The 24834-nt window shown below is 64.4% G+C and carries 32 protein-coding genes, 1 pseudogene and 1 riboswitch; of the genes and pseudogenes, 11 read left to right on the top strand and 22 right to left on the bottom strand.

Going from position 1 to position 24834, the window contains the following annotated elements:
* The first annotated feature begins 126 nt into the window (after positions 1-126).
* From N2603_RS11995 to bfr, 3 genes are all read left to right on the top strand, one after another.
* Positions 127-435 carry a hypothetical protein gene (locus N2603_RS11995; protein ID WP_260424184.1) on the top strand — a complete coding sequence of 103 codons (309 nt, stop codon included), beginning with the start codon at positions 127-129 and terminating at the stop codon, positions 433-435.
* A 159-nt stretch (positions 436-594) separates the two neighbouring features.
* Entirely contained in the window at positions 595-867 is a 273-nt protein-coding gene (locus N2603_RS12000; RefSeq protein WP_018641015.1) for a (2Fe-2S)-binding protein, read from the top strand.
* A gap of 132 nt (positions 868-999) precedes the next feature.
* Complete coding sequence (gene bfr / locus N2603_RS12005) at positions 1000-1488, top strand: bacterioferritin (protein ID WP_018641014.1); 489 nt, start codon at positions 1000-1002, stop codon at positions 1486-1488.
* Between the two features lie 214 nt (positions 1489-1702).
* Here the strand turns inward: bfr and N2603_RS12010 are convergent, their stop codons facing one another.
* From N2603_RS12010 to N2603_RS12020, 3 genes are all read right to left on the bottom strand, one after another.
* Entirely contained in the window at positions 1703-2305 is a 603-nt protein-coding gene (locus N2603_RS12010) for an MSMEG_1061 family FMN-dependent PPOX-type flavoprotein (RefSeq protein ID WP_260388903.1), read from the bottom strand.
* A 77-nt stretch (positions 2306-2382) separates the two neighbouring features.
* Positions 2383-2727, bottom strand: coding sequence for a hypothetical protein (locus tag N2603_RS12015; RefSeq protein WP_260388904.1), 345 nt, complete (start codon positions 2725-2727; stop codon positions 2383-2385).
* 171 nt (positions 2728-2898) lie between these two features.
* The gene (locus N2603_RS12020; protein ID WP_260388905.1) at positions 2899-3960 is read right to left on the bottom strand and encodes an alpha/beta fold hydrolase; all 1062 of its coding nucleotides are present in this window, start codon (positions 3958-3960) and stop codon (positions 2899-2901) included.
* 128 nt (positions 3961-4088) lie between these two features.
* Here N2603_RS12020 and N2603_RS12025 point away from each other — a divergent pair, with 128 nt between their 5' ends.
* Both N2603_RS12025 and N2603_RS12030 read left to right on the top strand, forming a co-directional pair.
* Complete coding sequence (locus N2603_RS12025) at positions 4089-4355, top strand: DUF2277 domain-containing protein (protein WP_260388906.1); 267 nt, start codon at positions 4089-4091, stop codon at positions 4353-4355.
* A 96-nt stretch (positions 4356-4451) separates the two neighbouring features.
* Complete coding sequence (locus tag N2603_RS12030) at positions 4452-4673, top strand: hypothetical protein (RefSeq protein ID WP_260388908.1); 222 nt, start codon at positions 4452-4454, stop codon at positions 4671-4673.
* Between the two features lie 151 nt (positions 4674-4824).
* Here N2603_RS12030 and N2603_RS12035 read toward each other — a convergent pair whose 3' ends face one another.
* On the bottom strand, positions 4825-5334 hold the full coding sequence (locus tag N2603_RS12035; protein ID WP_260388909.1) for a collagen-like protein: 510 nt from the start codon (positions 5332-5334) through the stop codon (positions 4825-4827).
* A 159-nt stretch (positions 5335-5493) separates the two neighbouring features.
* On the opposite strand from N2603_RS12035, the gene N2603_RS12040 reads away from it, so the two are divergent.
* Positions 5494-5763, top strand: coding sequence for a hypothetical protein (locus N2603_RS12040; RefSeq protein WP_260388910.1), 270 nt, complete (start codon positions 5494-5496; stop codon positions 5761-5763).
* A gap of 21 nt (positions 5764-5784) precedes the next feature.
* On the opposite strand, the gene N2603_RS12045 is transcribed toward N2603_RS12040, so the two are convergent.
* Both N2603_RS12045 and N2603_RS12050 read right to left on the bottom strand, forming a co-directional pair.
* Positions 5785-6030 (bottom strand): helix-turn-helix domain-containing protein, encoded by a 246-nt coding sequence (locus N2603_RS12045; RefSeq protein ID WP_018641007.1) that lies wholly within the window; start codon positions 6028-6030, stop codon positions 5785-5787.
* A 265-nt stretch (positions 6031-6295) separates the two neighbouring features.
* Positions 6296-7063, bottom strand: a complete 768-nt coding sequence (locus N2603_RS12050; protein WP_260388911.1) for an SDR family NAD(P)-dependent oxidoreductase — start codon at positions 7061-7063, stop codon at positions 6296-6298.
* A 111-nt stretch (positions 7064-7174) separates the two neighbouring features.
* Between N2603_RS12050 and N2603_RS12055 the strand changes: the two genes are divergently transcribed.
* Positions 7175-7660 carry a J domain-containing protein gene (locus N2603_RS12055; protein WP_260388912.1) on the top strand — a complete coding sequence of 162 codons (486 nt, stop codon included), beginning with the start codon at positions 7175-7177 and terminating at the stop codon, positions 7658-7660.
* 117 nt (positions 7661-7777) lie between these two features.
* Here the strand turns inward: N2603_RS12055 and N2603_RS12060 are convergent, their stop codons facing one another.
* The 4 genes from N2603_RS12060 to N2603_RS12075 all read right to left on the bottom strand — a co-directional run bounded on the left by N2603_RS12060 (position 7778) and on the right by N2603_RS12075 (position 9816).
* Positions 7778-8416 carry a hypothetical protein gene (locus N2603_RS12060; RefSeq protein ID WP_260388914.1) on the bottom strand — a complete coding sequence of 213 codons (639 nt, stop codon included), beginning with the start codon at positions 8414-8416 and terminating at the stop codon, positions 7778-7780.
* A gap of 118 nt (positions 8417-8534) precedes the next feature.
* Positions 8535-8786: a hypothetical protein gene (locus N2603_RS12065; protein WP_260388916.1), complete on the bottom strand. Its 252-nt coding sequence runs from the start codon at positions 8784-8786 to the stop codon at positions 8535-8537.
* Positions 8787-9026: 240 nt separating this feature from the next.
* Positions 9027-9287, bottom strand: a complete 261-nt coding sequence (locus N2603_RS12070; RefSeq protein ID WP_260388917.1) for a hypothetical protein — start codon at positions 9285-9287, stop codon at positions 9027-9029.
* Between the two features lie 145 nt (positions 9288-9432).
* A complete protein-coding gene (locus tag N2603_RS12075) occupies positions 9433-9816 on the bottom strand; it encodes a RidA family protein (protein ID WP_260388918.1) in 384 nt (127 codons plus the stop codon).
* 577 nt (positions 9817-10393) lie between these two features.
* On the opposite strand from N2603_RS12075, the gene N2603_RS12080 reads away from it, so the two are divergent.
* On the top strand, positions 10394-10828 hold the full coding sequence (locus N2603_RS12080; RefSeq protein WP_018641000.1) for a hypothetical protein: 435 nt from the start codon (positions 10394-10396) through the stop codon (positions 10826-10828).
* A 143-nt stretch (positions 10829-10971) separates the two neighbouring features.
* On the opposite strand, the gene N2603_RS12085 is transcribed toward N2603_RS12080, so the two are convergent.
* Together N2603_RS12085 and N2603_RS12090 are read right to left on the bottom strand one after the other, a co-directional pair.
* On the bottom strand, positions 10972-11667 hold the full coding sequence (locus tag N2603_RS12085) for a glutathione S-transferase family protein (RefSeq protein WP_260388919.1): 696 nt from the start codon (positions 11665-11667) through the stop codon (positions 10972-10974).
* A gap of 248 nt (positions 11668-11915) precedes the next feature.
* Positions 11916-12570: pseudogene (locus tag N2603_RS12090) on the bottom strand (glutathione S-transferase family protein).
* 294 nt (positions 12571-12864) lie between these two features.
* On the opposite strand from N2603_RS12090, the gene N2603_RS12095 reads away from it, so the two are divergent.
* Positions 12865-13302 (top strand): VOC family protein, encoded by a 438-nt coding sequence (locus N2603_RS12095; protein ID WP_260388920.1) that lies wholly within the window; start codon positions 12865-12867, stop codon positions 13300-13302.
* 320 nt (positions 13303-13622) lie between these two features.
* Here N2603_RS12095 and N2603_RS12100 read toward each other — a convergent pair whose 3' ends face one another.
* From N2603_RS12100 to N2603_RS12135, 8 genes are all read right to left on the bottom strand, one after another.
* Positions 13623-14144, bottom strand: a complete 522-nt coding sequence (locus N2603_RS12100) for a mismatch-specific DNA-glycosylase (protein WP_260388921.1) — start codon at positions 14142-14144, stop codon at positions 13623-13625.
* Between the two features lie 77 nt (positions 14145-14221).
* Complete coding sequence (locus N2603_RS12105) at positions 14222-15376, bottom strand: hypothetical protein (protein ID WP_260388923.1); 1155 nt, start codon at positions 15374-15376, stop codon at positions 14222-14224.
* 249 nt (positions 15377-15625) lie between these two features.
* Positions 15626-17524, bottom strand: a complete 1899-nt coding sequence (thiC, locus tag N2603_RS12110) for a phosphomethylpyrimidine synthase ThiC (RefSeq protein ID WP_260388924.1) — start codon at positions 17522-17524, stop codon at positions 15626-15628.
* Positions 17525-17806: 282 nt separating this feature from the next.
* Positions 17807-18412 carry a thiamine phosphate synthase gene (locus N2603_RS12115; RefSeq protein ID WP_260388925.1) on the bottom strand — a complete coding sequence of 202 codons (606 nt, stop codon included), beginning with the start codon at positions 18410-18412 and terminating at the stop codon, positions 17807-17809.
* Entirely contained in the window at positions 18399-19181 is a 783-nt protein-coding gene (locus N2603_RS12120; RefSeq protein ID WP_260388926.1) for a thiazole synthase, read from the bottom strand. Before N2603_RS12120 ends, N2603_RS12115 begins: the two co-directional genes overlap by 14 nt.
* Before the next feature lie 164 nt (positions 19182-19345).
* Complete coding sequence (gene thiS, locus N2603_RS12125; protein ID WP_260388927.1) at positions 19346-19543, bottom strand: sulfur carrier protein ThiS; 198 nt, start codon at positions 19541-19543, stop codon at positions 19346-19348.
* Positions 19534-20544: an FAD-dependent oxidoreductase gene (locus N2603_RS12130; protein WP_260388928.1), complete on the bottom strand. Its 1011-nt coding sequence runs from the start codon at positions 20542-20544 to the stop codon at positions 19534-19536. The genes thiS and N2603_RS12130 overlap by 10 nt, the downstream gene beginning before the upstream one ends.
* A riboswitch (TPP riboswitch) is annotated at positions 20532-20660 on the bottom strand. (Overlaps the previous gene by 13 nt.)
* Positions 20661-20851: 191 nt before the next feature.
* Positions 20852-21394, bottom strand: coding sequence for a lytic transglycosylase domain-containing protein (locus N2603_RS12135; protein WP_260388929.1), 543 nt, complete (start codon positions 21392-21394; stop codon positions 20852-20854).
* A 228-nt stretch (positions 21395-21622) separates the two neighbouring features.
* Between N2603_RS12135 and N2603_RS12140 the strand changes: the two genes are divergently transcribed.
* A complete protein-coding gene (locus N2603_RS12140; protein ID WP_018640988.1) occupies positions 21623-21823 on the top strand; it encodes a hypothetical protein in 201 nt (66 codons plus the stop codon).
* Between the two features lie 9 nt (positions 21824-21832).
* Here N2603_RS12140 and N2603_RS12145 read toward each other — a convergent pair whose 3' ends face one another.
* Positions 21833-23158 (bottom strand): ATP-binding protein, encoded by a 1326-nt coding sequence (locus N2603_RS12145; protein ID WP_260388930.1) that lies wholly within the window; start codon positions 23156-23158, stop codon positions 21833-21835.
* Positions 23159-23171: 13 nt separating this feature from the next.
* Positions 23172-23912, bottom strand: coding sequence for a response regulator (locus N2603_RS12150; protein ID WP_260388931.1), 741 nt, complete (start codon positions 23910-23912; stop codon positions 23172-23174).
* Positions 23913-24092: 180 nt separating this feature from the next.
* Between N2603_RS12150 and N2603_RS12155 the strand changes: the two genes are divergently transcribed.
* Positions 24093-24647: a hypothetical protein gene (locus N2603_RS12155; protein WP_260388932.1), complete on the top strand. Its 555-nt coding sequence runs from the start codon at positions 24093-24095 to the stop codon at positions 24645-24647.
* Positions 24648-24834: the final 187 nt, after the last annotated feature.

Consider the following 24834-nt stretch of genomic DNA (forward strand, 5'->3'; position numbering starts at 1 on the left):
GACCTTTTGCATAAGCACGCGGGAACTCTTTGGGGAACAGAGTTCCATACTTCGTTTGAATGATCAATGAACGGCACCTTTGCCGGGGACGACCAATTGGTAGGACCGCAGGTCGCCAGGGAGACGATGATGGGCAACGCGATGATCAATGCATTGATTGCGGCCGGGGTCATCTTCGCCGTCGGTTACGGCTGGATCACCCATCTCAAGAACCGCGGTCAGCGGCGCTCGCGCGCAGGGGCCGGCGGTGATGGAGGAGCCGGTGGCGACAGCTATTCGGGGACCAGTGACGGCTTCTCGCTGGGCAGCTGGTTCTCCAGCGACAGTTCGAGCAGCTCGACCGACAGCGGCAGCTGTTCGAGCGGCGACAGCGGCAGCAGTGGCGGAGATTGCGGGGGCGGCGGCGACGGTGGGGGAGGCGGTGGCGGCGACTAGGCGTTGCAATCTTGATCCACCGCAATACCTTATTTTAGAGCCGTTCTAGGCTGTTTCCGGGCCAGTTTGGAATAGCTTCAAATACCGGTTTTTCCCTTTGCATCCGGCTGGCCCGTTAAATATCGATGATGGCGCATCACCGAAGGGCCTGCCGCTTCCATGATCGTTTGTTCCTGTAACGTGTTGAGCGATGATGATATCCGCGCCGCCGTCGCCGAGTCCGACGACGCCGTGCGTCATGCCAAGCAGGTCTATGGATGTCTCGGCTGTAGCGCCGAATGCGGCCGCTGCGCCCGGACCATCAAGACCATCATCGACGAAGCGCTTGGTCCCTGCGCCAAGTCCTGCTGTGCCGGCTGTCCGCATTCCCACACCGTGGCCGCCAATGACGAGACGGCCGAGCCCGCCAAGTTCGCACTCGCGGCCTGCTGAAATCTTCCGCACTATCGGCTGAGCTTTTCCCCGGCTGCGTCTGCGTAGCCGGTTGCTCTGGTCTTCGAACTGACTTAGAAGCATTCTAAATACGGTTAGGGCCGTTTTGGACTGCAAGAGCTGGAGTGAACCATGCAGGGCGACGCAAAAGTCATCGACTATCTCAACAAGGCACTGCGTCACGAGCTGACTGCGATCAACCAGTACTGGCTGCACTATCGCTTCCTCGACAATTGGGGCCTCCTCGACATGGCCAAGGTCTGGCGCAAGGAGTCCATCGAGGAGATGGAGCACGCCGACAAGCTCACCGCGCGCATCCTGTTCTTCGACGGCTTCCCGAACATGCAGGTGCTCGATCCCCTGCGCATCGGCCAGAACGTCAAGGAGATCATCGAGTGCGATCTCGCCGCCGAGATGAGCGCGCGGGCGCTCTATCAGGAAGCGGCCACCTATTGCCACAGCGTCAAGGACTACGTCACGCGCGACCTGTTCGAAAAGCTGATGAGCGACGAGGAGCATCACATCGACTTCCTCGAAACCCAGCTCGACCTGATCGGCCGCATCGGCCTTGAGCTCTACACCCAGAAGCACGTCGGCGGGCTCGAGGGCGAGGGGCATTAAGCTCCGGCGCTAGCCGCATACTCCGCGTTAGCTGCATACTCCGGTGTCGTCCCGGCGAAGGCCGGGACCCATACCGCGTGATCTATCTGCAAGCGCCGGTGTTAGTACCGCGGGACGAACTCTTCATTGCCAGTCGTCGCCAAACCCCTCCTTGGGGTTATGGGTCCCGGCTTTCGCCGGGACGACACTGTGGCTGCTTTAGTCGCCGCGCCACCTACAGCTGCGCCTTGTAGCGCTCTTCCGTAATCGCCTGGCTTTCCGGCTCGCCGAGGCCGGTCTGCTCGTGAATGACCTCGGTGATGCTCGGCATCACCGAGCGCTGCACCTTGTCCCCCGACCATAGCTTCGACCGCATCAGCGCCTTGCCGCAGTGGAAATAGACTTCGCTGACGGCGACGCTCAGCACCGCGCGCGGCGGTTTGCCGAATTCCACCATGGAGGCGAGCAGGTCCGGATCGGCCGACAGCGTGCCGCGTCCGCCGACGCGCAGCGTCTCGTCGATGCCGGGGACGAAGAACAACAGGTGCACGAAGCCCGAGCCTTCGACGACGTTGCGAAAACTGTCGATCCGGTTGTTGCCGGAGCGGTCGGGCATCAGCAACTGGTTGGGACCGGCGACGCGGACGAAGCCGATGCCGCCACCGCGCGGCGAGGCGTCGACGCTCCCGTCAGTGCCCGACGTTGCGAGCACGCAGAACGGCGACATCTCGATGAACTTCTTCGCATGCGCATCGATCGCGGGGCGTGCCTTCGCGATCACACGCGGCGTCGGTTTGGCATAGATGGTGGCGAGGTCTTCGGCGCAAAGATCGGTCAACGGCGTGCCTCCCTGTCGGCTCGGCGTCAAACTACCCGATCGATCTGCTTCCAGCCAATGAAATCCACCACGACACGCTACACCGCATCGGCCGGCACGAAGCAGCTGATGATGATGGCGCCGCGATGGCGGACGTACCACACCACGGCCTGACCGACCGGATTGCCCTGATCGCGGATGATGGCGCGTTCGGGGACCTCCATCCACTGACCCTCGATCGGGACCCAATAGGTGCCGCCGCGCACGTCGTATTCGGTGCGATGGCCGTCGGAGATGTCGCAGCAGGGCACGCCGTTCGGCGCGATCACGCTCTTGAACCAGGCGCGAATGTCGGGCGGGACGTGATCGTATTGCCCGTTGTCGAATGCGAACGCGGCGCTCGTCAGCGCGGCCAGCCAGACGCACAGTGCGAGCCTGTGCATGCGATCTTCCTCCTCGCGCATCGTTCATTGGCGCGCGACTGTCCCGCGCGTCGATTCGTATCGTTGACGCGATTAAGCCCGAGCTGCCGCCGCATTGCATGCTCAAATAATATGCGGCGCCGAGGCGCCGCATATGATGCATTGCGATATGTGGATTTGCGCCCCGTCGTCCTACATCGTCCGCTGCGGCGCGGTTTGCAGAAATTGTCTGATTTGCTCGCTGTAGAACTTTGCATTGCTGGTGGTGCCGTGGCCGCGCGTCTCGGTGCTGGCGGGGATCAGGTAGAGGCGGCCGTTCTTGACGCGCTTCATCGCAGCGTCCGTGAGGCCGGTCTCGGGCGGGTTGCGCTCGTCGTCGGCGGAATTGATCAGCAGCAGCGAGGCCTCGATGGCTTCGAGCTTCTCGCTCGCATTGTAGTCGTGTGAGGATTCCCACTGGTAGAGGAAGTCGTTGGTATCCGCCGTGATCGGCGTCGCCAGCCGGTCGTCGACGATCTTGTCGGCCTTGGCCGCCGTCGGCGCCTGCGATTGATAGGCCAGCGTGCCGCCGATGCTGGCGATGCCGTAGGCGGTGATGGCGTATTTCATCATGCGCGGCTGGCTGGTGTAGTTGCCGCCGTTGTAGTCGGGATCGTTGCGGATGGTGTCGAGCATGATCCGCCGCAGCATCCAGTTGCGCGATGCCATCTCAGTCGGCTGCGAGGCCATCGGGATCAGCGCGTCCATCGCCTTCGGATATTTCTCGCCCCACAGCCAGGTGTGCATGCCGCCCATCGAATTGCCGATGACGAGCCGCAGATGCTTGACGCCGAGGCCCTCCGTCACCAGGCGATATTGCGCCTCGACCATGTCGTCGTAATCGTATTTTGGAAAGCTCGTCTTCATGCCGTCGGACGGTTTTGACGATTTGCCGTGGCCGATGCTGTCGGGAATGATGATGTAATATTTGGACGCGTCGAGCGGCTGCCCGGCGCCGAACAGCTCGCCGGCAAAGGACGGCGTCAGCATGCTCGCGCCGGAGCCGCCCGTCCCATGCAGCACCAATACTGGCTGGCCGGTCGGCTCGCCGATTGTGGTGTAGTGCAGCTTCAGCTCCGGCATGGCCTCGCCGGTGTGGAACTTGAAGTCCCTGGCGACCCAGTCGCCTTGCTTGGGCGTGGGATAATCGGCAGCCACCGCCCATGTCGAAAAGGACAGCAGAGCGCCTGCCAGCGCCGCGCAAGAAGCTTTCATGTCTCTCTCCCCGTGCGGCTCATGCTCAGCGGCCGCCTTGCGGCGGAACTTAGCAGAAGTGCGGGGAAGGATGTAGGATTTCGCCTCCGCCGATCGTCCTTATGGAAACCCAGGGAGAGAGACGCCGCATGTGCCGCAACATCAAGACGCTGTTCAACTTCGAGCCGCCGGCGACGGAGGACGAGATCCACGCCAGCGCGCTCCAGTTCGTGCGAAAGCTGTCCGGCTTCAACAAGCCGTCGCAGGCCAACGAGGCCGCCTTCGACCTCGCCGTGGCAGAGGTCTCGGAAGCCGCGCGAAAGCTCCTGGTCTCGCTGCACACCCATGCCCCGGCGCGCGACCGCGAGGTCGAGGCGGAGAAGGCGAAGGAGCGTTCGCGGTTGCGGTTCGGTTAGAGGCTCCAGGGGGCTCTTCCGTGATCTGGCTCACGGTAAGGGGCGTCTCACCTTGCGATGGTGCCTGCCGGGGTTTTGACAGCCCGGAGCACGACCATGAGCCGCCCCCTTCTTCCTCTCAAGGCAGGTGCCATCATCTTCACGCTGCTGTGGACCGCGTGGATGATGTGGTGGAGCGGCTCGTTCTCGAGCGCGAGCGTCGTCATCCTTGCGCTGTGCGGCGCAGCGGTCGGCTATCTCTGGTATCGCGCCATGCGCTGGCAGTTCGAGCGCATGGGCATGCTGTCGCGCCGGGATGATTCCTCCGCGGCTTCTTGATCGCTCTGCGTGTCCCGGACGCGGCGCAGCGCGCTAGCGGTGCGACGCAGAGCCGAGACCTAGAGGTCGCCTCCACGTTTCAGCGTCGTGGGCCCCGGCTCAGCAGCGCATCACTGCGTGCTGCGCTGCGTCCGGGGCACGTGTGCGGCCGCTAGCTCTTGTTGCCGTGCTTCTTCTTTTTCTTCTTTTTCCTGTGATCGTCGGCTTCGCCGTCGTCGCCCTCGTCATCGGCGATCGGCTCACCGGCCTCCTGGACGGCGGCCTCGAGCGCCGCGCGCTCGGCGGCTTCACGTTCGCGCTGGCGGCGGCGCTCGTCCCAGGCGTCGAAGAGCTGGTCGAGCCACGGCAGCACCTGCTCGATCGACGGCAGCGGGCCGGGCGGACCTTGCTCGCCGCGCGCACCTTGCGGCCCCGCCGGTCCGACCGAACCCTGCGGGCCGGCCGCGCCACGCGGGCCGGCTTCGCCCTGCTTGCCTTGCGGACCGGCCTTGCCCAGCGGTCCCGCCTTTCCGATCGGTCCCGGCTTGCCCTGCGGCCCCGGCTTGCCGCGCGCGCCGTCCGGGCCCCGCTTGCCCGGATGACCCTGCGGTCCCGGCCGTCCCGGTTCGCCCTGCCGCCCACGCGGACCCGGAGGTCCCTGCCGTCCCTGATCGTCTGCCACACCACTGCTCCCTTGACCGGAAGCAAGCTACTTAGCGGCGTTTGACGACAGCAGCAATTCCACCGGCGCATCGTGCTGCGCTTGATCAACATCAATCGACGGAGCGAGGCGACGTGTCATTGAGTTGCGCAGGGCCATGATCATCGCGAGGAGCGATCGATGCGCGCAGCATTGAAGATGTTCTGCCTGTCCGTCGCGGTCCTTGCCGCGGCCGTCGTCATCGCCCAGCTGCTCGTGCCTGACATCGTGCCGATTGCCTTCGCCGAGGAGCCGCAGCCGGCATGGGCCGTCATGACGGCTTTCGCTCTTCGCGCAATCGAGCTGATTGCGGCGGCGGTCGCGGTCATCGCACTTGCGATGCTGGCTGGCATGTGTGCACAGCGCGGGCTGCGCCGCTTGTCTGGCGGCACAGCCTCGCAGGCGGATTGATCGTCCGCACGCAGTTGCGCACTACTCCTGACAGGTCGGCACCTCGATGCCGGAGGCGGCATAGAGCCTGATCTTGTTGCGCAGCGTGCGCACCGACAGGCCGAGCACGCGCGATGCGCGTGTGCGGTTGCCGTCGCAGCGGGCGAGCGTCTGGAGCACGAGCTCGCGCTCGACCTCGTCGACGGTTGCGCCGATCAGCAGTGGAACGATCTGGTTCGGAGCGAGGAATTGTGCGTCCTGCGGCGCCGCGACATGAACAGTGGTCATCAACACACCCCGATCAACGCCCGCTTCCTTCGCTGGAAGCGGATCGAGAACAACGACCCCCAGGCCGTAGAACCACGGTGGGCGGGTTTGGTTAATGAAAGGTTAATTGCGGACGATCGCACCAGATGACCTCAGGAATGCCGCGAAGCGGCCGCGTTTGGCAGAAGATGCATGGCGATGCGGACCTATCTCGCGCGCGACAAACACGGAGTCATGCCCCGGGAAGCGGACGATGACACCGCGTGTGATGACAGAGGGCCGCGCCTCACACCGTCCGGTACCCGCCGTCAACCATCACGATCGTGCCCGTGACATAGGCTGACATATCCGAGGCGAGGAAGATCGCGGGGCCCACGATGTCCTCGGGCTTGCCGGTGCGCGCCAGCGGCGTGTGGTCGACGAAAGCCTGCACCAGCGCCGGATTGGTCGCACGCACATGGGCGTTGATGTTGGTCTCGATTAATCCCGGTCCGATCGCGTTGACGCGCACGCCTTCCTTGCCGAGCTCGACCGCGAGCGCCTTGGTGAAGCCGAGCACGCCGTGTTTCGACGTCGTATACGCCGCCGAGCTCGGCGTGCGCAGATGCACGAAGGACTGGATCGAGCCGATATTGACGATGCGGCCTTTGCTCGCGCGCAACGGCGCGAGGAAGGCCTGCGCCATGTTGAAGACGCCGTTGAGGTTGAGCGAGATGATGTCGTTCCAGTCCTTCGCCACCGTCTCGGTCTCGGCGGTGAAGGCGTTGCGGCGGGTGATACCGGCATTGTTGACGAGGATCGAGACCTGCCCGACCTTGCCCGCGACCTGCTTTGCCAGCGCAAAGCAATCATCACGTTTGGTCACGTCGAGTGCGAAGCTGTCGGCCTTGCCGCCCGATTTTCGGATCTCCTGGGCGACCTCCGCGACCGTGTCGGCGTTGACGTCGAGCAGCACCACGTGCGCGCCCTCGCGGGCATAGCCGGCCGCGATCGCGCGGCCGATACCGGACCCGGCGCCCGTGACGACAGCGATGTGGTTTGCGAGCAATGCCATGACATTTTCCTCCCGATTTCGTTTCTAAGTTTCATGAAAGGCTAACCCGAAATTAAGGGGTCGGAAACGGCGGCCTTGGCATACTGATCCGTGTTGCTAAACGTTGCGCGCATGATGGAACGGCTTGAATCCTGGAAACTCGCTCTCGAGCGCCTGCGGTCGGCACAGCCGGCCGACTGGGCCGAGGCTGGCCGGGTCGTGGCCGAGATCGTGCGGATGAGCACGGATGCGACGCTGCGACAGGCCGCCGAGCAGGCGCTTCCGGTGCTGCGCCAGGCCGTGGTCAACGACGATCACAGCGTCACGCAGGCGGCCCAGCGCCGGCTCGGTGTGGTGCTCGAGGTCGTTCATGGCCTGACCGCGCCGCGCTTCGGCCGCCGCAACGCGATGCCGAAGAAGCTCTCCAGCGAGGATCGCGCGCGCAAGATGCTGGGCCTGCCGCTCGCAGTGCAGCTCACCTGCGACGACATCAACCAGGCCTACCGCCGTGCCGCCAAGGGCATGCATCCCGACCACGGCGGCACCGCGCAGGCCTTCATCGACCTCGCCGCCGCGCGCGACGTCCTGATCCATCCCGGCGCGCACAAGGACGCGTGAGGGATCGAGCGGGATCTCGTAGGGTGGGCAAAGGCGCAAAGCGCCGTGCCCACCGTGTTCGCGACGGATGGAGTGGTGGGCACGCTCCGCTTTGCCCACCCTACAAGGTCTGAATCCTCACCCCTTGCTCACGCAGCTCGGATAGGGCGCGGCTTCGCCTGGCACGATCGGACAGAGGGCGATCGGGTTGAGATCGTTCAGGCGCGCCTGCCAGCGTTCGTCCCTGATCGGCGGCTCGTCGGTCTCGGGGCCGCGCTCGGCCCATTGGATGGTGTAGTAATCGGTGCTGCCTTTCAGCGTGATCAGCAGCGCGGTCTCGCTGTGACGGGTCGGGCCGCTGTCGATGCGGCCGCAGCCGATCACGGCGGCGAATGCCTCGAAGCGGCCGAACGTCATGGCGCCGAGCGGCTGCGCCGCAAAGCTGTCGGGGCAGGCCGATCTGAAGCCGCCGGCGATGGTGCCGGCGAAATTTTCGGGCGATGCATCCGGCGTCAGCGTCATGCCCTTCTCGCCCGTGACCGTGATCATCTGGCTCCACTGCTCGGGCGTCTCGCCCTTCAGCACGGCTTCACGGATGTAGTGGCCCCCTTTGGTGTTCTCGAACACCACCGCGAAATTCGACGGCATCGCGAAACTGACGAGCTGGCCGAAGATGGGCGAGATCACGCGGAAGGATTGCGGCGCCTGCGCCGGCGCTGTCGAGACGAGCGCGAGCGACAAGGCGAAGATGGCTGCCGTCGTGGTGAGCCTGCGCATCGATTGATCCCGCCAGGTCTGAATAGAAACGCTGAATGAAACGCTGGATGGAAACGCGAACGGGCAAGGATGCTAGCATCGCATCCTTGCCCGGCCCTTGTCGTCCGCCGATCGAATCTTACCAGCTGCAGTGGCCGGTCTTCAGCGCATTGTCTTTCACCACGAGCGCGTCGAGGAAGGTCGGCACGGTCGCGCTGGCGCGGTGATAGCCGGCCGGCCACGGCGCGGTCGGGATGCTCTCGTCCCAGATCTGGCAGAAGCCGGTGTCCTGCCAGCGGATCAGATGATAGCTGGCTTCGGCAGGGCTCGCGGCGACGAAGGCAGTGACGGCAAGACCCGCAGCAGCGCACAGCATGGAAAGACGACGCATGATCAGCTCCTAAAAATGAAAGATGTGATGCGCCTCCCGACAACGATGGGGAGGCGTGGCGCGGGGTGCTTCTTGGCCTGCGCCCCGGACAAGAGGTGAGTAGTTCCGCGCGCTGACGAGGTTCAAAGCGCAGGCGCTGGAAATGCGCGTATTCGGCTGAAAAAGAGGGCTCCGCCAAAAAGAGGAAGGGCGGGCCGCTGCGTGCGATCCGCCCTTCGAATCCGATCTGTCGCCTCAAGCCTAGAGCGTGCAGCGGCGCTCGGCGCGCATCTTGATCTGGAGGTCGGACGCGGCCTGGAAGGTCGGGACCGGCTTGCTGACGACCTTGTAGGTCGACACGCCCCACTGGAACGGCTTGTACTTCAGGTCCTCGTTCCAGACCTGGCAGATGCCGGTGTTGTCCCAGCGGATCACGTAATAGCCGACTGCCGCCGAGGCGGGCAAGGCGAACACGGAACTAGCGATGCCGGCAACGGCACAGAGGGCGAGAACGCGACGCATGAAATATCTCCTTGTGGGGAAGTGTGACCCGAAAATTCGTGCGGTAAAAGCCGGCCCTTGGCAAGCCGGGGAGGTGCCGTTTCACGGATACGTCAGGCGGCGCAGGGCATTTGGTTCGGCCGCGTGCCCGGCAAGCCACACGTGCTTACTTCAAAAGCGACGCGACCGCCTCGATCTCGATCAGCATCTTCGGATCGGGCAGCGCATGCACCACGCATGTGGTGCGCGCGGGGTAGGGCGGCGGGCCGAAGGCGCCGGCATAGAGCGCGTTCATGGCGGCAACGTCCGATGCGCGGGTCAGGAGCACGTTGACCTTGGCGAGGTCGCGCAAGGTCGCCCCGGCCTCGTCCAGCACGCGCTTGATGTTGACGACGACATTGGCGAACTGCGCCTCGAAGCCGTCGGGCAGCGCGCCATGGGCGTCGAAGCCGGGAATGCCCGAGACGAACAGGAGGTCGCCGACGCGTGTCGCAAAGGACAGCGGCGGCGCCTTGACGTGCGGCGGGGCCGCGAAATGCTGGATCGGCATGGCATCACCTCGTGGGCGTGTCGGGAGCAGGAGCGTAGCGGGATGCGGGGGAGTTGCAATCGGCATCGGAGGGCGCAAAAATAAAAAGTGCGAAAACAACCCCATGCACAGTAGAGATGAGGCCGAAATCATTGGGCTTTTTCGATTTCGGGAAGAGCGAAATATTCGTTTGCGTCGTCGGGCAAAACAGGGGCATAATGGCATGGTGGCGGTGGTTGTCCGCGAGCGCGGTGGTTCGCCTCTCCCCGCGTGCAGCCGCTGGCAGGAAAGGCCGGAATGCAGCCACCCCGTCATTGCGAGCCACCGGGTCCGCGCGAAGCGCGGCCCGATGACAGGCTCCGCGAAGCAATCCAGATTGGCCCCGCGGAAGGATTCTGGATTGCTTCCGCCTTCGCCGAGGCTTCGGCGGACAAGTCGCTGCGCTCGCAATGACGGAGAATGAGGGACCGTCCGCGAGTCCAGCCGCCGCCGTACTGGCGGAAACGCCCTGCCATCATGTTGCCGCCGCGATCGATCGGATAGATTGGCCGCGTCTGATTCGTTTCCCTCCCAAAAAAATAGCCCCCGGAGACACTCCATGAAGATCGCTAGCACCCTTCGCGCCGCGCTGGTCGCCATTGCCGCGCTCGCCGGCCTTTCGACCTCGGCGCTGGCCGACGGCGGCACCGTGGTGCTGACGATCTACAAGGCGGGCTGGATCATCGGCGGCTCGGGCGGCTCCGGCGTGCTGAACTTCCGTGGCCGCTCCTATGGGCTCTCCACCGGCGGGCTCGACTACGGCCTCGTGTTCGGCGGATCCAAGACCGTGCTGCGCGGCCGCGTCTCCAACATCAACCGTCCCTCCGACGTCGCCGGCGTCTATGGCGCGGCCGGCGCGGGCCTCGCCGTCGGCCGCGGCGCCCGCGCCATCGTGCTCACCAACCAGAAGGGCGCGGTGCTGGAGCTCACGGGCACGCAGGTCGGCCTGATGGCGAATGCGGATCTGAGCGGGCTCGCGATCACGATGCGGTAGGGGCGGTGCCGTAGGGTGGGTTAGCCTTGCGGATGCGCGAAGCGCATCGGCAGGGCGTAACCCACCACTTCTGCCGCCGCGGAAAAAGAAGAGGTGGCTTACGCCCGCGGACCGCGCTCTGCGCGGCCGCGAGCTAACCCACCCTACGATTTTCCGATCGCCGCATGGATCCGCTCGCAATGCGCGACGAGGTTTGCATGCGCATCGACGAAGGCCTTCAGCGGCGTCGGGATCGGAAAATAATAGATGTTGGCGACAAAGCCGTAGATGCCGGCATCGATACTGGTCGGCGCCGCGCCATGGACGAAGCCTGTGGCCGGCACGATCTCCGCCACCACCTGCAGGTCGGCAAGCCCCCGCGCATAGGCCTCTCCGGGCGCGTAGCGGCCGATGCCCTGGTAATGATAGCGCTGCGCGTTATACGCCTTCGCCTTCTCGAACCCTTCGGCGCTGACCTGCGGATGCTGCGCGATAAAACCGTCGCGGAACGCGGGATAGAAGCGCTCGTCCTTCCAGCGCGAAAACGACATCACCCAGTAGAGATCGTCCAGCATGCGCGTGACGAGATGATTGGTCCGGCGCTGCTCGGCTGACTGCGCCGCATCGATGGTCAGGCGATATTTGGCGATGACATGCGCGATGATCGTCTCGCTGTCGCCGATGGTCTCGCCGTCGTCGACGATATAAGGCAGCTGCCCGCGCGGCGCGGCGGAGGCATCGAAGATGTGCTCGTGCACGAACGGCACGCCCGCAAGCTTGAGGAAGGCATAGACCTTGAGGCCGTAGCCGTTGTTGTCGGCGACGCCGAACAGTTGCGGGTAGGAATAGAGGGTCAGCATGGGGCGGCTCCTCCGGGGTGGCGGGGTAGAATGCAGGGGTGGGGAGATGGACGCAATGGGGGACGGAATTTGCCAAGTCCACGCTGTCGTCCCGGCGAAGGCCGGGACCCATACCGCGTGATCTAAGTGTGGTGGGCGGGCGTAGTACCGAACGACGAGTCTTCGCCAAACCTCTCCCTGGGGGTATGGGTCCCGGCCTTCGCCGGGACGACGATAGAGTGTGTGGCGCCGCTCCGAACCTTGCTCTCCTACGAACGCGACGCCGCCTGAAACACCGCCAATTGCGCATCGAACGCACGTCCGAACGCCGGCCGCGCCTCGCCGCGGGCGACATAGGCGGCGATGTCGGGATATTCCTCCAGCAGGCCCGAGGTGTTCAGCCGGCGCAGCACCGTCACCATCATGAGATCGCCGGCGCTGAATGCGCCGTCGAGCCAGTCGGCTTTGCCGAGGCGGCGGGACAGTTCGCCGAGCCTGGTGCGGACACGATCCTGCAGCATCGGCAGCCGCTCCGCGTACCAGCTCTTGTCGCGCTCGAACAGCATGGCCATGCCGAGCTCGACGATCGGCGGCTCCAGCGTGTTCAGCGCGGCAAACATCCACGCGATCGCGCGGCTCCTGGCATTCGCATCCGTCGGCAGCAGCCCGCCATGACGCTCGGCGATGTGCAGCACGATCGCGCCGGTTTCGAACAGGGCGAGATCGCCGTCTTCGAAGGTCGGGATCTGCCCGAACGGATGCAGCGCCAGATGCGCCGGCTGCTTCATTGCCGCGAACGAGACCAAGCGAACGTCGTAGGGCTGGCCGACCTCCTCCAGCGCCCAGCGCCCAGCGCACGCGCATGTCCCGCGCCTGCCCGCGGCCGCGGTCGGGCGAGTTTTCGAAGGCGGTGATGGTGGGCATGGGAGGCTCCGGGGTGGTTGCCTGCTGTGTTCAGAGGACGAATGGCAGGGGCTGTTTCCGACAAGCTATCCGGTTTTCCAATGCGTAGGATGGGTAGAGCGAAGCGAAACCCATCGCTTCGTCACAGCGCCATTGAACCGCGACACCGTGGTTTCGGCCCGATTGATGGGTTTCGCTGCGCTCTACCCATCCTACGGCCGGCGAAAAAATCCGCTTCTCCTTGTCGGAACGCCCCTCCCGGCCGCGTCCTTGGAGCACCCGCGCGCCCCGCCCAAGCCGAAAGGAACCCCATTCATGACCTCGATCACGCCGTTCCTCTGGTTCGACAACAACGTCCCCGAGGCCGTCGCGTTCTACAAGTCGGTGTTTCCCAATGCCAGGGTCGAGACCGTCAGCGACTTCATGGCGGTGTTCGAGCTGGAGGGGCAGCGCTTCAACGCGCTCAACGGCGGGCCGCAATATCGTTTCAACGAGGCGGTGTCGTTCTTCATCAGCGTCGAGACGCAAGGCGAGGTCGACTATTTCTGGAAAGCGCTCACCGCCGACGGCGGCGAGGAGTCGAGGTGCGGCTGGCTCAAGGACAAATTCGGCCTGTCCTGGCAGGTGATCCCGGCGGCGCTCGGCCGCTATCTCGGCGACCCCGACCGCACCAAAGCGAACCGCGTGATGCAGGCGATGATGGGGATGCGGAAGATCGTGATCGCGGAGCTGGACAGGGCGTATGCGGGCTGAGGGGGCCACGGTACCGTAGGGTGGGCAAAGGCGCGCTCTTCGCGCGCCGTGCCCACGCACTGTCGGGACCCACGGAGAAATCGTGGGCACGGCGCTGACGCGCCTTTGCCCACCCTACGAGGCCTTCGTGTTTGAGCAGGTTCGCAAGCCAGACCCACAGTGTCGTCCTGGCGAAAGCCAGGACCCATACCGCGTGATTTATCGATTGCGATTGGTCGCAGTACCGGACCACGAGTCTTCGCCAAACCTCTCCTTGGGGTAATGGGTCCTGGCTTTCGCCAGGACGACGACTGAGTTTGCGGCGCCAGCGCCAACCCACCCTACGCAGCAATCCACGCCGCAAGCTCCCGCCACGGCTCCAGCGTCCAACTCCCCGACGCAGCACCTGATGGCGACGGCAGCACAAAAATCTCCGGCCAGCTTCCGTCACGCGGCTGCCGCCCCAGCGCAATCGCAGCTGACGGCCTGCCGTAAAACAAGCTCGCCGCCTTCTTGCTCGTGAACGCAATCGTCCGCGGCCGATACTTTTCCATCTTCGCCCTGAACCCCGCCACGTCGATCGTCTCCGCCGCGATCTGGTGGTCCATCCCCGCGCCCGACTTGGAAAGATCGGTGAAGCCGATCCCGAGCGCGATCAGCGATGTGAACTCGCCCGGCTGATAACGCCGCGGCGTGATCCCGGCCTCATGGATCGCGCGCCAGAAGCGGTTGCCGGGATGGGCGTAGTAGTGCCCGAGCCCGGCCGAGCGCGTCGAGGCGGCGGTGCCGACGAAGACGAGGCGGAGGTTGGGACGGAGCTGGTCGGGGAGGCGGTCTATGGCGAGTTTGGACAAATCAACCAACAGTAACGTTGTAGCCGCATGGGCGGTCGCGATAAGGTTGTCAACCCAGATGTGGCTTCGCCTATTCCGCCTAGCTTCTAAGTGCGTCCCGCGATTTGATACATTCTATTTTCAGTATCATTAACGAGGTCGATGCATTCATCGGTCGCCTCAATCAAAAGCCTTTTTGACCTGTCGAACTGAGTCGTTATTCGAGGAAGCCTCTGTATTGCGGACTTGAACCCTTCAATGCTTGTCCGGCTAGTGGTAAGTACCGAGAGCATTGCTTCGGCTGAGTTCAGTAAAACTGTCACTTCGTTTTGGTACTGTTGCGCGTCTGCGGACTGCTTTTGCAAGGCTGCAAGAGCAATTGCCGCTTGGGAAAAGATCGCGAAGTTCTCGCGTGCTGTTGAAGCTTCCCTCTTCATCGCATTCGCTCGCAGCTCAATGAACGTCGCATATTCGTTTATGGATCGCTTCTTCTCCTTGGCGCTGGCTAGCGAAAGTTTTTCTATTTCAGAGGTCTGATGGTTTGTTGCTTGGGTGATCTCATCAATAAACTCTCCGATGCGTGCGACGGCCGCGCTTGCTAATGCTATCGCTTCTTCGCCCTCTTCCTGAAGATCGAGTAAGCCCACACCTTCATCTGGGCGAGCGGAAGCCTGTACATTCGGCGGCTGCTCCGTCTGCGGTTCAGAGGTGCTAAGGGACCTCTGGGGCAGCCTGCTTAGGTACTCGATGATCGATCTATGAATATTTACACGTATCTCCTGCTGGAGTTCTTGCTCAGTCTTAAACAGACGGTAGAGTACGCCGCGTGGTTCGAGTGACTTGCGGAAATCGTGAACTCGCTTGAGTTCATCGATCGAAATGCTCGCTGTACCATCAATTCTATCTAGAAAATAAGCCTGAACTCGATGCTGCCCCATAACACTTGTAGTGTCAGAGATGGCATGTTCAATCTCCTCTACAGTGCCAGATAGAGCGCCGGCAGTGGGAGTTCCTAGTTTGGTACCAAAGATTGCGACCAGAATGTCATAGTCGCGCAGGAGCTGCCTGTTGATCACATCTTGCGTTTCGGCTCCGATTCCAGGGGTAACGTACTCCTCCCATCCCATCGCCCGAATTGAGATGCGCTGAGGCTCCAGCGCTCGATTGAGTTCATACACGCCGTCGAAAACGGCCCTTCGGGCTTCAAACACGTCCGAAGGAGATGCAACAACTAGCCGGAATTCCAAGATCTCACGTGGCATGGGCGTATTGCTCGCGCGTTAACTTGCAAAAGCCCTGCTGCTCTGCCGCATCTTCGCGGCAATGCACCAGAGACGAAAATACTTGAATGATCTGAGTCCTGGGTGCTTCAACTTGTCTGATGATGTAACTCTACCCAAGGTCGTGAAATTTGCAATCCGACCGATGATGCCAAAAGGAAGGCCGGGCTTTCGCCCGGCCTTGAAAGTTTCGGTTGCAATGCGACTGGCTGCGGATAACGCTGATTGCCCTCACAACACCCGATTACTCTCCTTCACCTTCTCCGCATCCAGATAAACGCTGCTGCCCATTTCCTTGAACTTCGCGCTCATCTGCTTCATGCCGTCCTCGGCCGTCCCGCTGATCGACATCCCCACCGAGTTCGGATCGTTCAGCGTGGCCGCATAGTCGCGCACGTCCTGCGTGATCTTCATCGAGCAGAATTTTGGGCCGCACATCGAGCAGAAATGGGCGACCTTGTGGGCTTCCTTCGGCAGGGTCTCGTCGTGGAAGTTTTTCGCCGTGTCCGGGTCGAGGCCGAGGTTGAACTGGTCGGTCCAGCGGAAGTCGAACCGCGCGCGGGAGAGGGCGTCGTCGCGCAGTTGGGCTGCGGGGTGGCCCTTGGCGAGGTCGCTGGCGTGGGCGGCGATCTTGTAGGTGATGACGCCGGTCTTGACGTCGTTGCGGTCGGGCAGGCCGAGATGCTCCTTCGGCGTGACGTAGCAGAGCATGGCGCAGCCGAACCAGCCGATCATGGCAGCGCCGATGCCCGACGTGATGTGGTCGTAGCCCGGCGCGATGTCGGTGGTCAGCGGTCCAAGCGTGTAGAACGGCGCCTCGCCGCACTCCTTGAGCTGCTTGTCCATGTTGATCTTGATCTTGTGCATCGGCACGTGGCCGGGGCCTTCGATCATGACCTGGCAGCCCTTGTCCCACGCGATCTTGGTGAGTTCGCCGAGCGTCTCGAGTTCGGCAAACTGCGCGCGGTCGTTGGCGTCGGCGATCGAGCCCGGGCGCAGGCCGTCGCCGAGCGAGAACGAGACGTCATACTTGCGCATGAGGTCGCAGATCTCGTCGAAATGCGTGTAGAGGAAGCTCTCCTTGTGATGCGCCAGGCACCACTTCGCCATGATCGAGCCGCCGCGCGAGACGATGCCGGTGACGCGGTTGGCGGTGAGGTGGATGTATTGCAGGCGCACGCCGGCGTGGATGGTGAAATAGTCGACGCCCTGCTCGCACTGCTCGATCAGCGTGTCCTTGTAGAGCTCCCAGGTGAGCGCCACCGGATCGCCGTTGCACTTCTCCAGCGCCTGGTAGATCGGCACGGTGCCGATCGGCACCGGCGAGTTGCGCAAAATCCATTCGCGCGTGGTGTGGATGTTGCGGCCCGTGGAGAGGTCCATCACGGTGTCGGCGCCCCAGCGGATCGCCCACACCATCTTCTCGACCTCTTCCTCGACCGACGATGTCACCGCCGAGTTGCCGATATTGGCGTTGATCTTGGTCAGGAAGTTGCGGCCGATGATCATCGGCTCGAGCTCGGAGTGGTTGATGTTGGAGGGGATGATGGCGCGGCCGCGCGCGATCTCGTCGCGCACGAACTCCGGCGTGATGAAGGCGGGCACCGAGGCACCGAAGCTCTCGCCGTCGGCAAGCGCTGCTTCCGCGCGCTCGAGCTGCTGCTTGCGGCCGAGGTTTTCGCGGGCCGCGACGTAGATCATCTCCTTGGTGACGATGCCGGCGCGGGCGAATTCGAGCTGCGTGATCTTGTGGCCGTCGAGGCCGCGCAGCGGCTTGTGATAGGCCGAGAACGCGCGCGCGGCCTTGTCGGTGGAGACGCTGCCGTTGTCCTCCGGCTTGATCTGCCGGCCCTCATATTCCTCGACGCCGCCGCGCTCCAGCACCCATTGCTTGCGGCTGCGGGCAAGGCCGGCGTTGACGTCGATGGTGACGCTCGGGTCGGTGTAGGGGCCCGAGGTGTCGTACACCGGCAGATTCGGCTCGCCCGCGCCTTCGGAGAGGATGATCTCGCGCAGCGGCACGCGGATATCCGGCGCGGCGTCGGGCGAGGCGAAGATTTTTCGCGAGGAAGGCAGCGGGCCGGTGGTGACGGCGGGGACGGTCTGTTGCGGGTTGGAGCGGATGTTCATGGGGTCCTCCGGTTTAATTCGTGTTCGCAGTGTTCGTTCTCGTCATCCTGAGGTGCGAGACCAGCGGCGCGAAAGCGCCGCTGGGCGAGCCTCGAAGGATGAAAGAGCCGGGCCGTCGCCCTTCGAGGGCCGCTGAAGAAGCGGCTACCTCAGGGTGACGGGATGAAGAGGGTGTCTCCGTCATTGCGAGGAGCTCTTGCGACGAAGCAATCCAGACTGCCTCTCCGGAGAGACTCTGGATTGCTTCGCTTCGCTCGCAATGACGAGCGGAGAGATTTTCGGTCATGCAGCCTCCTTCAGGCGGAGCCACTGCCGCACCCGTGCGTCCGGGTCGGCGTTCTGGGTGACGTCGGACACCACGGCGATGGAATCCGCGCCGGCGGCAAAGATCTCCGCGGCGTGCTCGAACTTGATGCCACCGATCGCGACCAGCGGGATGTTGCCGATGCGCTTCTTCCATTCGGTGATTTTTGGAATGCCCTGCGGTTCGAAGCGCATCGACTTCAAGGTGGTGAAGAAGATCGGGCCGAGCGCGACGTAATCGGGCTTGGCGGCAAGCGCGGTTTCAAGCTCGGCGTCGTCATGGGTGGAGATGCCGAGGAGAACGCCGGCCTCGCGGATGGCTTTCAGGTCCGCATCCGCCAGATCCTCCTGGCCGAGATGCAGATATTTCGCGCCGGCGACGATCGCCGCGCGCCAATAGTCGTTCACGACCAGCTTGGCTTGCGTGCCCGCAGTGATCGCCAGCGCGTCGGTGACGATCTGCAGCGCGTCGGCGTCGTTGAGCTCCTTCGCGCGAAGCTGGATGGTGCCGACGCCGAGCTTGGTCAGGCGCTCGACCCAGTTAAGGCTGTCGACGACGGGATAGAAGCGATCAGGATACGGCATGCCAGAACGGGGTCCCAACAACAGGGGTGGAGGGGGAGGCGAAGTCGCGCGCGTTCATCAGCCCGGCTTCGTAAGCGGTGCGGCCGGCATCACAGCCGAGGCGGAAGGCATTCGCCATCGCGACGGGATCGGCGGCTTTTGCGATGGCGGTGTTGAGCAGCACGGCGTCGTAGCCGAGCTCGAGCGCCTGCGCGGCGTGGGAGGGTGCGCCGATGCCGGCATCGACCACGAGCGTGATGTCGGGCAGGCGCTCGCGCAGCAGTTTCAGGGCATCGCGGTTGGTGATGCCCTTGGCGCTGCCGATGGGCGCGGCCCACGGCATCACCACCTTGCAGCCGGCATCGACCAGGCGGTTGGCGACCGAGAGGTCCTCGGTGCAATAGGGGAACACCTCGAAGCCGTCCTTGATCAGGATGGTCGCGGCTTCGACGAGGCCGACGACGTCGGGCTGCAGCGTGTCGTTGTCGGCGATGACCTCTAACTTGATCCAGCTGGTGCCGAACAGCTCGCGCGCGAGCTTGGCGGTGGTCACGGCCTCGCGCACGGTGCGGCAGCCGGCGGTGTTCGGCAGCACGGTCACCTCGAGCTCGCGGATCAGATTCCAGAACGCGTCCCCGGTCTTGCCGCCGGCGGATTCGCGCCGCAGCGACACCGTGACGATGTTCGAGCCGGAGGCGCGGATCGCCTCCTGCATGATCGCGGGCGAGGGATAGAGCGCGCTGCCGATGAGGAGGCGGGAGGCGAAGGATTTGCCGTAGAAGGTCACCATGTGGGAGGTGTCTCCTTAATTGTCGTCCCGGCGAAGGCCGGGACCCATACCGCGTGATTTCGCTCGGGGCACGCAGGGAGAGATCGTCCGTCCCAATAAAGGGCGGTGGTTATGGGTCCCGGCCTTCGCCGGGACGACGTGGAAAGAGTGTGCCCGCATCATCATCACCCTCCCTGCCGCGGCGTGATGATCTCGATCTCGTCGCCGGCCTTCAGGCTCGTCTCGGCCCAGCGGCTTTTCGGCACGACGTCGTAGTTCAGCGCGATCGCGAAATGGGTGCCTTCGTAGTCGAGCTCGGCGAGCAGCGCGTCGACGCTGACCGAACTCACCTCGCACTGCTCACCGTTGACGATCACGCGCATTGCATCACCTCGTTGTCGATCTGGCCGCGCTGGACATAGGCAAGCGTCAGCTCGGCGAGCGCCGGCGCGATCAGGAAGCCGTGGCGGTAGAGGCCGTTGACGGCGATCCTCTCGCCGCGGATGCCGATGCGCGGCAGATTGTCGGGAAAAGCGGGACGAAGGCCCGAGCCGAATTCGACGATGCGGGCTTCGCCGAACGCCGGATGCACCGCATAGGCGGCGCCCAAGAGCTCCAGCGCCGAGCGCACGCTGACGCCGGTGTCCTCGGTCTCGATCGAGGTCGCGCCGAGCATGAACAGGTTCTGCTCGCGCGGGATCACGTAGAGCGGCCAGCGCGGATGGATCAGCCGCACCGGGCGCGACAGCTGCACCTCGTCCGTCTCGATCAAAATCATCTCGCCCTTGACGCCGCGCAAGCCAGGCTGCTCCTCGCGTGCGGACAGGCCGCGGCAGTCGATCACGATGCCGTCGAGATCTTCTGCGGTAACGTCGCTGTCGAACTTGATGGTGCCGCCGGCAGCTTTGATGCGCTCATGCAGCTTCGGCAGCACGCGGCGCGGCTCGACATGGCCCTCGGTCGGGAAGAACAGTGCATCGCGGAAGCGTCCCTCCAGCGACGGCTCGAGCTCGGCGAGGCCAGCGGCATCGAGCCGGCGATGGCCTTCGGTCATGCGGGCGAAGCGCTCGAAATCGCTGCGCTCGCGCGGATGGGCGACGACCAGCGAGCCGTTGAAGGGGGTATCCGGCAATTCGCGCCGCCAGATGTCCAGGGAGCGCAGGCCCAGGCGGCTGATGATGGGTTCGGCGACCTCGGCCTCGCAATAGGGCGCCAGCATGCCGCCGGCCCAGTGGCTGGTGGAATCGGTCATCCCGGCGTCACCGCGCTCGTGTAGCGTCACGGTGTGGCCGGCCTGCGCGAACAGCAGGGCCTGCCAGGCGCCGGCAATGCCTGCGCCGATGATGGATACCGGTGAATCCGGTCGCTTGGTCGCCTGCAACATCCCTGTCCCTTCGCCGGCATGACCCGGATCAGGTTCAAAGGGTCACCGCGGTCCTGGGCGGTATTGCCCATTTAGCGGTATCTCAGCTCCTCCTCGGAGCACCCCTCGGAACGGGTCTAATGTATGCCAGGGAGGCGGGGTGGTCAACGCGCTTGGCGGGAACCGCAGCCGTGCCTCGGACGCGATGCAGCGCGCCGCCCTTGGCGGCGTGGTGCGTCGCAGAGCCGGGGCCCATTTTCGCGTGGAGCGCTGGGTCCCGGTTCTGCGCAGCAGCGTTGCACGCTGCAGCGCGCCCGGGCCGCGAAAGTTACTTTGGCGCTTGCGCCCGCGCGTTGCGGACGCCTTGCGCCAGCTTCCTGTGCGGAACGTTGCCGAACATCGGCTGCGGATTGCCGTTCGGCTCCAGCCAAGCCTGGGAGTTCGTCTCGTTGCTCGCCTGCTGCACCATCTCCTGCCGCTGCCGCTTTGCAACGTAGTAATAGCCGCCCGCGAAATAACGCACAGCTCGTGCGTGGTCGCCATTGGCGGCGCGATAGGCGCCGGCGAGGTACTTCACCGCATAGGTGAGATTGGTGTTGGGATCGCGCAGGCCGGCCGCATCGCCGGTGTAGCCGACGCCGCGGGCGGTCGCGAGCTTGATCTGCATCAGCCCGATGGTGCCGCCACGGCCGACGAGGCCCGGCTGGTAGCGGCTTTCGCGCATGATGACGCGATGCACCAGCGCCTCCGGCACGCCGTTGGCGCGGGCATGCATCGCGACCATCTCGGCATATTCGGCTTCGCCCGCGAATGCGGCCTGCGTCATCATCAACCCTGCCGCGGCAAGCGCGGCAATATGCAAAGTTTTCATCGAAATATTCCTCGGCAGAACGGACCTGCACCCTCGCGCGTTAGGCCGCGGGAACACGGCGATGATGTGGCGAAATGCCACCCGCGGCGATTTTCGCCGGCCCGTCGCTTTTACGACTTAAACCTAGGTTAAGTTCGGAGCTGGTGGAGTGCCTTACGCGACAGCGGGTCTGTCCATTCGCGCATTCGCCCAACAATCGCAATTCAAGAAGCACTCGGGAGGACGTCCATGACCCCAGCAGACATCGACGACATTCCCATGCAGAACCCTTGTGCACAATGTGGCACACCGATCCCATTTCCGGACTGGATCGAGCCGGGCGAAGGCCGCGTTTCCTATCTCTGGAAGTGCCAAGCCTGCGGCTACCGCTTCGAGGCGGTAGCGATCTTCGATGAGCACGCGATCAAGCATCCGCCGCTCGCCGCCTGAGTTGCTGGCTTAGGCCGCCAGCCGCGGCTCCTGCCACACCGGCAATTGCATCCGCACGATCAGGCCGTGCGGCTCGCGGTCGTGCAGCGACAACTCGCCGCCATGGGCGACCGCGATCGCGCGCGCGATCGACAGGCCGAGTCCGAAGCCGGTGGAGTCGTCCATGGTGCGCGCGTCGTCGCCGCGCACGAACGGCTCCAGCATCTCCTGCTTGCGCGCATCCGAAATGCCGGGGCCGTCATCCTCGACGTCGATGACGAGCTTGGTGCCCGATATGTCGAGACGGATCGTGACCTCGGCGCCGAAGCGCACCGCGTTCTCGACGAGATTGGTGACGCCGCGATGCAGATCGTCGGGCCGCGCGGCGGCAGTCGCCGACACGGGACCCTCATAGTGCACGACGTGGCCCATGTCGCCGAACTGGTCGGCGACGAGCTGCAGCGTGCTGGCGATGTCGACCAGGGTCACCGCCTCGATCTTGCGGTCGTTGCGCAGCAGGGACAGCACCGATTCCAGCATCGAGCGCATCTGGTCGAGATCCATCAGCATGCGCTTGCGGTTGCCCTCGTCCTCGATGAACTCGGCGCGCAGGCGCAACCGCGTGATCGGCGTACGCAGATCATGGCTGATCGCGGCCAGCATTCGCGTGCGATCCGACATCAGCCGTGCGATCCGCTCGTGCATGCGGTTGAGCGCGCGCGCCACCGAGCGGATCTCTTCCGGCCCGCGCTCGGGCAGCGGGTCCGCGCCGCCGTCCAGGCTGAAATTCTCGGCGGCCCTGGCGAAGGAGGACAGCGGCGCGGCCAGCGCGCGCGCCGCCCACAGGCCGAGCACGGTGACGCAGATGAAGGCCGACATCAGCGTCGTCAGCCACGGCGCGCCCCAGAACCACGGCCGCGAACCCCCATCGACACGGCCGGCGATCACCGTGCCGTCGGGCAATTGCACGCCGACCCGATGTGTGCCGCCTTCGGGAACGAGCTGCACCACCTTGTAGTCGTGGCCGAGGTGGCGGCGGATCCCGCGCAGGTGCTGGCTGTCGTTGTTTTCGACGACACTCGCCGTGCCCGGCGCGAGCATCTCGATGTTCAGCTTCGGGAAAGCGCGGGCGAGATCGGCAATGAGGCGCGGCCGTTCGGCTTGCTCGGCAGAGCCGAGCAGCAGCGCGGCATCGGTCAGTTGATGCGCGCCGTCCGGCGGGGTGTCCGGACGGTCCGGCCGGCTGATCAGGAAGGCGGTGGTGACGACGAGATGGAGCGCGACGGTCGAGGCCAGCACCAGCGCGGCGATCTGCCCGCCGATACCCCTGAGGTGAAAGAACCCGAACGGCTTCATCGTCGCCGTTCCCTCAGCTGCTCAGGGTGGCCGCGACCGCCTCGGTTCTCGGCGTGAACAGATAGCCGCCGGAGCGCACCGTCTTGATGATGGTGGGATCGGCCGGATTGGGCTCGATCTTGCGGCGGATGCGGCTGACCAGCACGTCGATGGAGCGCTCGAACGAGCCGGTGTTGCGCCCTTGCGTGAGGTCGAGCAGGCTGTCGCGCGACAGCACGCGGCCGGGCCGCTCGCAGAAGGTGCGGAGCAGGTCGAACTCGGCGCTGGTCACCGCGACGCGCGCACCGTCGGGATTGCGCAGCTCGCGCAGGCGCAGATCAATGCGCCAGCCCTCGAAGGCCAGCGTGCTCGCGCCTTCGATCGAGCTTGCCGCCTGCGCCGCGGCCTGGCGGCGCAGCACCGCGTTGATGCGGGCGAGCAGCTCGCGCGGGTTGAAGGGTTTCGGCAGATAGTCGTCCGCGCCCATCTCGAGGCCGACGATGCGGTCGACGTCCTCGCCGCGCGCGGTCAGCATGATGATCGGCGTCTGCGTCTCCGAGCGCACCTTGCGGCAGAGGCTGAGCCCGTCCTCGCCCGGCAGCATGACGTCGAGGATGATCAGGTCGACGCGGTGATCGGCCATGGCGCGCGACATCTCGCGGCCGTCGCTCACGGCGGTGACGTTGCCGGCGTTGTTGCGCAGGTACTTCGCAATCAACGTCCGGGTTTCGCGGTCGTCCTCGACGACCAGGATGTTGGGATTGGGAATGGCCATGCGCTTTGTTTGTCCAAGATTCGGGCCAAATGGCGAAGATTTTTGTTTCAGATTGTTTCCGCGGGGCTGTCTGCAACGTGGGGACACGTCCGGGCAGGGAAGCGGCAAGGTCTCGTTAAGGCCGTTAACCATACCGTGGCGCGGTCACACAAGAAACCCCGCAAAATCCACGGAGCCATCATGACTTCGATTTCGGCGGCATCCGCCGGTAGCTACCAGTCGCCCTTGCAGCGGCTGCAGCAGGAATTGCAATCGCAAGTTTCCGCCGGCACGATCTCGTCGTCGGACCAGTCCGCGCTCTCGACGGCGCTGACGGACATCGACACCGCGCTCCAGCAGAGCCGGTCGAGTGACCAGTCGAGCGGCACACGTCCCTCTAAGGAGGACATGCAGTCGAAGATCGACGATCTCATTTCCGGCGAAGTGTCGAACGGGACGCTGACCTCGGACCAGGCCGAGGAATTGAAGAACGTCTTTCAGTCCGCCTTCGCGAACGGTCCCGGCGGCGCCGGTGGACCGCCGCCCGGCCCGCCGCCGGACGACAGCTCTTCGGATTCATCGTCGTCGACGGACTCGACGAGCAGCAGCTCGACGGACCAGACCACGGCCGAGATCCTCCAGCAGTTCCTGCAGGCGTTGCAGCAGTCGCAATCGTCGAGCTCGTCCTACGGCGCCAACGGCAGCTCATCGAGCAGCTCGAATTTCTCCGCGCTCCTGATCGACTACAAGAGCTGACCCCGAGCGACGCGGGTCGGCGCGTTCCCCGCCGCGATCGTGCTTCACCCAGGGCGCATGATCGTCGGCGGGGAACAGTGCGCCCGGGGAGTTTCCTGCGCGACTGGAGGAACTTTCCTCGCAGTGCAGCGCCATCATTGCACGGCGAAATTGCAGCATCTTTAGGAACCGCGCGTGTTCAGCGCTG

This window comes from Bradyrhizobium huanghuaihaiense (genome assembly GCF_025200885.1).
Lineage (GTDB): Bacteria > Pseudomonadota > Alphaproteobacteria > Rhizobiales > Xanthobacteraceae > Bradyrhizobium > Bradyrhizobium huanghuaihaiense.